Origin of the sequence: Colwellia psychrerythraea, from assembly GCF_000764185.1 — a bacterium.
Lineage (GTDB): Bacteria > Pseudomonadota > Gammaproteobacteria > Enterobacterales > Alteromonadaceae > Colwellia > Colwellia psychrerythraea_B.
In genome coordinates this window covers 1-7324 of record NZ_JQEC01000010.1, presented here as the reverse complement: position 1 = coordinate 7324, position 7324 = coordinate 1, and the positions used below count along the sequence as shown (strand labels likewise).

The 7324-nt window shown below is 38.9% G+C and carries 1 protein-coding gene; it reads right to left on the bottom strand.

Going from position 1 to position 7324, the window contains the following annotated elements:
• The coding region (locus GAB14E_RS0122550; RefSeq protein WP_033081061.1) for a non-ribosomal peptide synthetase at window positions 1–7324 on the bottom strand (7324 nt) is incomplete at both ends.

Genomic DNA, 7324 nt, shown 5'->3' with positions numbered 1-7324 from the left:
TTGTGTATCCGTACGACCAACGAATTCTAATTGACCATCTGAAACTAAACGAACCAAATCACCTGTTCGGTATAAACGTGCATCTTTTCTACTAGCAAAAGGATCTGCTATGAATTTTTCTTTCGTTAAATCTGGATTATTGAGATAACCACGCGCTAGACTTGTCCCGCCAATGTAAAGTTCGCCAATAACACCTTGCGGAACAACTTCCTGTGTTGAGTCCAGCACGTAGTGGCTATAATTTGAGAGTGGCCCTGCCAAATTAGCAATATTTCCTCTTGTGTTATCACAATCTATACGTCGTACAAGAGACCATACAGTTGCTTCAGTTGGTCCATAACAGTTCCACAACTGAGCACAATTCCTCATCAAGCTTTTCGCTAACTTGTCAGGTAGTAGTTCACCTCCAGATAAGGCAACTAAATCTTTCTTCCCTGCCCAATCGTCATCCAGTAATGACCGCCAGCCGGCTGGAGTCGCTTGCATGAAATTAATGTCATGAACATTAAGTAGATGACTTAATTTACTTGGATCTATTACATCATCTTTTGACGCCAGAACAACTTGACCACCTACAAATAATGGCCCCCAGATTTCTAATCCTGCAATATCAAAGGCCATAGTAGTTACGGCCAGTAACTTAAGATCATGATTAAAGTTTGGCCCTAATTGAAACAGCATTGCCTGTAAAAAATTAACAAATGCCCCTTGTTCAATCATGACCCCTTTGGGTGTTCCTGTCGAGCCAGAAGTATGGATCACATAAGCTAGACTTGATAAAGGCTGCTTATCTGCCAACTGCCTATTAGTAACAGGATAATCAATGAAAACATCAGTGAACCTTGTATCGTTGATTGATATCAGTTTAACCTTGTCTGATAGTTCAAGACGGGTATGTAATCCTGATTGGTCTAATAAATAATTGATACCCGTATCGTTTATAATATGCTGTAAACGAGCGGTAGGGTAACTTGGATCCAGTGGTACATAAGCGCCGCCAGCTTTTAATATTCCGAGTAACCCTACGACCATCTGTAATGAGCGTTCAACACATATTCCCACCAAGGTATTTGGTGTAACGTCATGATGCTCTGCTAAGTAATGCGCTACCTTATTTGCCTGCTGATTAAGCTCCTGATAGGTAAGTTGTTCATCTTCAAAAACTACAGCAATGTTATTCGGATTAGCTACTGCCTGTGCTTCAAATAATTCATGAAGACATTTATCTGTTGGATAATCCTGCTCAGTATCATTGAGGGTATTCAATGAATAATCCAACTCAAGTGTGGAGAGCATAGGTAATTTTTTTATCTGCAACGGCCCTACAAGTTCTGTTTCACTTACTGTCGCTAACCCCGTCAGTAAACGAGAGAGATGATCATTGAATTGTGCTATATGGGCTTCATTAAAGATGGCTTTATCAAAAATCCACTCAAGATTTACACCACTTTCATTGAGACTGATACGAATATCCAAATCAAATTTGGCAGTAATGTGCTCTGCTGGCAACGGCGACAAGGTTAATCCCGGTAAAGTCAGTTCCTGCCTTTCTTTATTTTCCCCTAATCCATAATCCGTGTCTGTCGTCAACATAATTTGAAATACGGGAGTATAAGCACTACTGCGCGGAATATTTAATTGTTCCACCAAACGTTCAAATGGCACATCCTGATTCGATTGTGCATCTAAATGCACTTCACGTACATGAGCCAAATAATCGCTTAACGATTGATGATTTGTATCAAGTCTGAGGACTAAATTATTGACAAAAAATCCTATTAGCGGCTCAATCTCTGCCTGTAATCGGTTGGCAACAGGTGTGCCGATGACAATATCATCGCTATTACTGTGGCGAGCTAAAACCAGCGCTAAGGCCGCATGTAATAACATAAATGGTGTTAGCTGATGCGCTTTTGCAATGTGCTGCAATGAACGCGCAATATCACCTGATAACTGTCCAGAAACTCGTGCCCCTGCATATTGCTTTTCTTCTGGTCTTGTTTCATCCAAGCTCAGAGAGTGTATCGAAGGTAAGTCGGCTAACTGCTTGTCCCAATAACTTAACTGACTGTCGAACTCTTCTCCTTGTAACCATTCTCTCTGCCAGTGCGCATAATCCGCATATTGGACCTCAAGCGGGAGCAAGAGAGCAGGCTGACCAGTAATGATAGCTTGATACTGGGTGGCAAATTCGCTAATCAAAAGCTTCATTGACCAGCCATCAGAAGCAATATGATGCATGTTAAATAATAAGGTGGCTTGCTGCTCGCAGTCGTCTTTATTATCTCCCTTATCCCGTAAAATAAAGCTGACTCTGATCATCAAGTCCTGACCTAAATTAAAGGGCGTTTTTATATCACATTCGATCAGAGTTGCTAATCTTGCTTGTTTTTCAGCATCACAGAGGAAGGTTAAATCATGTTGTTGCACGGTAAAATTAAAGCTGTCTTGAATATACTGTGAGGTCTCCTCATCGTTTTCAATATAAACCGTACGCAATACAGCATGACGAGTAATGATCAGTGAAATTGCTTGTTCAACAGCTTTCACATCAAAGGCACCAACCACATCAAACGCCGCTGGCATATTATATTCAGCACTCCCATGATTAAATTTGTCAATAAACCACAAGCGTTGCTGGGCAAAAGATAACACTCCCTCTTTATTTTCTTGTGTTCTCGGATTTATTGTTCGTCTTAACACGGTGTCAGATGCATTAGTAACACATACCGATAACGCCTGAATACTAGGTGATTCAAAAACAGCCTTGACTGATAACTCACATTGCAGTTGTTTACGAATTTCTGAAACCAGACGCATCACCAATAAAGAGTGCCCACCTAACGTAAAAAAATTGGCTGTTGTGCTGATTTCATCCACTTCAAGTTTTAATAATGATGACCAGATTGCTACCAAAGTCTTTTCTGTTGCGGTTTCGGCTGCAACATACTCCCCCGTTAAAAAACGTCCATCCGGCTCCGGCAACGCTTTTTTATCAAGCTTACCATTCTCCATTAAAGGGAGTTTATCAATAACAACAAATGCAGATGGCACCATATAACTTGGTAAGTTCTTTTGCAGTGTAATTTTAAGTTCATCAACCAGTTTTTCATCATCGTGAACATCCTCCTCTACAACCACATAAGCCACGATACGTTTTTGCTCCAACGCATCATTGAGGGTTATGACACTGCACGAATTAACTCCCTGATATAATAATATTTGACTTGCTATCTCACCGAGTTCAACACGGTACCCCCGAATTTTGATTTGTTCATCAATACGACCTATACAATTGATTTGATTATCCTTACCGACCCAACCAATATCACCCGTACGGAACCCACAACCTTGAGTTGTTTGTATAAAGTTATGCTGACTATCAACATTAGCATCAACATATCCGTTAGCAACACCGACACCATACGCAACAAGCTCGCCGATAACGCCATCAGGTACTTGTTGACCATTAAAATCCGTCACCACAACGTCGGCCCCACTAATAGGGTAACCAGCGGGTGCATAGGCACCTGTATCCTCCAAAGTAACTTTTGCCCACAATACATCAGACATAACTTCTGTTGAGCCATACAAGTTATACAGAGATAACTCAGGAAGCTGGATAAGTACTTTTTTAACATCCGACATCACGAGTAACTCCCCACCAACAAACCAATGGCGTAAAGATTGACCAAAATAACTCTTAAAATTAGTTTCCATCAGGGCATTCATTAATGAAGGTGTTGATTTCAACCTCGTAATATTTTCATCATTCAATAAAGCTGAAAACTTATCCGTTTGACGAAGTAACTCTCTTGAACAAAAGAGTAATCTAGCACCACCGCACAAAGGAACCAGCATTTCCCAAATAGCCACGATAGAAGCTAAATCGGTAATATGTATTACTGATTCACCTTCATCGAAGGGAAGCTCTGCTAGCATCCACGCAATTCGGTTAAATGTTGCTTCATAACTGCCCATCACACCTTTAGGTTTGCCAGTAGAGCCTGAAGTGTAAATAATGTTTGCTAATGCTTTTTCAGGCAATTCACATGTCTTTGGATTAACATCAGGTTGTTCATCTATTAACTGAATTGATTGTTTACAATCTAGTACTATCCTTGTCAGATATGAACTAGTAATTTCATGAGATATAGTCTCTTCACCATTAATATTTTTTAACCAGTTATGGCTTGCTAAAAATTCTGCATCAGTTAAAACAAGTGATGATTGTGAATTTTCAATCATGTATTGAAGTCTAACTTGAGGTAATTCCTCACTCAGTGGAATGTAGCAAGCCCCCAATTTAATTAAAGCTAACACAGCAATAATATGTTGTGAATTACGCTTGGTAGCGATAGCAACTCTACTTCCAATAGATACTTGATATTGTGATGATAAAAGATGAGCTAGTTTATTTGCCTGTCGATTAAGATCATCAAAACTTAATTCCTGATTATTCACCGATAATGCGATATCTTCAGGGCTTGCTTGCACTTGTGCTTCAAATAAGCTTGCTAGCGACTTGATGTCAGATTTATTATCAGGCTGTTTTATTGTAGAGCGAGAAACTATATTTTCCCAGCTATGATTCAACACAGGTACCTTTGGGTTTTGTATAATTTGCATGACAAAATATTCAAATTCTTGGGCAAACATTTCAATGGTGGCTTGGTCGAATAAACTCGCATCATAAACCCAGCTTAAACTGATATTTTCTTTCCCTTTTTCTTCTTTAATATATAAAGTGAGGTCATATTTATTAGTGATTCCGTTTTGTTCTTTAATAGGACTAAATTGAACACCATCAATTTGACTATCCGAAACCTCATTGTTATTTAAATTAATTAGCACTTGAAAAATTGGTGTATGGTATAAGTTTCTTGCTGGGCTTATTCTTTCTACTATACTTTCTAGTGGCACTTCATTATATTCTTGTGCAACAAAATATTCTTGCTTTGTTCGCGCTAACAACAGTTTAAAACTAGGGTTATCAGAAAAGGTTGTTCTGAAAATTTGAGTATGGGTAAATAACCCAATTAACGGTTCGATTTCTCTTTGGTTCCGTCCGGAAGTAGGAGCTCCTAAAACAACATCTGTTTCATAACTTAAACGACCAATGTGTACCGCTAAAGCAGACTGCATTAACATAAACAAAGTGCAACTAGCTTCTTTAACCCTTTCTGCTATTTTCAGTGTTAATTCTTTCGATAAATGTCCGGAAACGGTCCCCGATTTGTGTGAAGCATGGGTTCTGGGTCTGTCTAATGGTAAGTTATGGCAACTAGGCGCATCTGTTAATACATTTTCCCAATAGCTCAGTTGACTATCAAGAAAATCACCTTGTAGACGTTTATTTTGAGCATAAGCATAATCAGCATACTGAATTGCTAAAGGACTCAACACCTCAAGTTCTCCACGAATAATAGACTGATAATAAGCAGTAAACTCATCCAATAATATGTTCATGGACCAACCATCAAAGGCTATATGATGTATATTAAATAACAATATCCCTTTTTGAACACTGTTTGCGGTGTCTTGATGTTCAAGGTGAATATAAGAGCTTCTTATGATTAAATCTTTGCTTAAGTTAAACGGTTTAGTACTGTTTTCTTTAATTAGCTCTTTTACTCTTTCTTGTTGATCTCTTTCATCCAACGGGGTTAAGTCATAACGTTTAAGGGTAAACTCAAACGTTGAGGAAATAACTTGCATGATTTTTTTATCGTGTTCTTTAAAAACAGTACGCAAGCTTTCATGTCGTTGGATTATATGTACAATCGCCTGCTCTGCAGCATCAAATTTCAAATCACCTTCAACTAATAATGCTAATGGCATATGATATTCAGCACTCCCACCTTGAAGCTGATCGAGAAACCATAAGCGTTGTTGAGCAAAAGACGCGATAACAGGCTCACCTTCTAGTCGTTTAACTGATGTCACTGTCTCGACTAATTTAGTATCAAAGCCAATATCTATTCGCTGAGCTAATTCACTAATTGTTGGTGATTCAAAAATCACCTTTATTGCAAGCTCTTGACGTAGTTCAGATCTAACCTGTAAAGCTAATCGAGTAGCGAGTAATGAGTGCCCACCTAAATCAAAAAAGTCGGCCGTTATACTGATTTTATCCTCATCAAGTTTTAATAATGTAGACCAGATAGCTACCAATGACCTTTCTGTTACTGATTCAGCAGCAACATATTCACAAAGTAAACAACTGCCATCGGGCTCAGGCAACCCACTACGGTTAATTTTACCGTTTGGCATCAACGGCCACTCCGGAACAATCACAAACAAACTAGGTACCATATAATTTGGTAAATCATTCGCAATAGCTTCTTTAAGCGATGTGATAAAAGCACCATCAGTTAAAACGGTTGAATCTTCTTCTTTAACCTCGTTAGCGGTAGGTGTTGTTTGTATAACAGCAGTTCGCTTGACATAAGCCACCAACTGCTTCTCTCCCACCATCAACTCTTTAGCTAATACTAAAACGCTGTCAACTTCAGCCTGCTTATTTATATGAGATTCAATCTCACCAAGCTCTATTCTAAAACCGCGGATCTTAACTTGATCGTCTATGCGGTTAATATATTCTAAATTTCCATCCGGTAAATAACGCACCAAATCGCCAGTTTTATACAAACTCTTTGAACTATTGTGGTTGGCTTCATCATAATACGGATTATCAATAAAGCGCTCAGCGGTTAATTCTGGTTTATTAAGGTAACCTTTGGCGACACCTGCTCCTGATAAGTACAATTCACCTGCAACACCAAAAGGCGCTAATTCCAGCCCTTGTGTTAATACAAATGCCTGACTGTTTGCTATTACTCTCCCTATTCCTGGCTTATTATTTATGGCAGATGTAAAAGCCATAGAAGTTGAGTAAGTGGTATCTTCTGATGGACCATACAAATTATATACTTTTGTACAATCTGTATTATTCAATATTTCATTGACTATCTCAGTACTTAAAGGCTCTCCCGCAAGGTTGATGAGCTTAACACTGTCTGAAATAGACTTATTCTCCAGCAAAACTTTAATGGCTGACGGTACAGTATTAATTAAACTGGGCTCAATACGTTGTTCTATCAATGTAAACGCATCTTTAACCAAAATACACTGATAACCGAAACAAAGAGGCACAAATAACTCGAACACAGACAAGTCAAAATTTAAAGAAGTACTCGCCAACACTTTTGAAAGTTCATCAGGGGCAAAGGTTGAATTAGCCCAATGCAGCATAGCGTTAGTATTGCTATGTCTGATCGCTACCCCTTTAGGCTGCCCGGTTGAGCCTGACGTATAGATCACA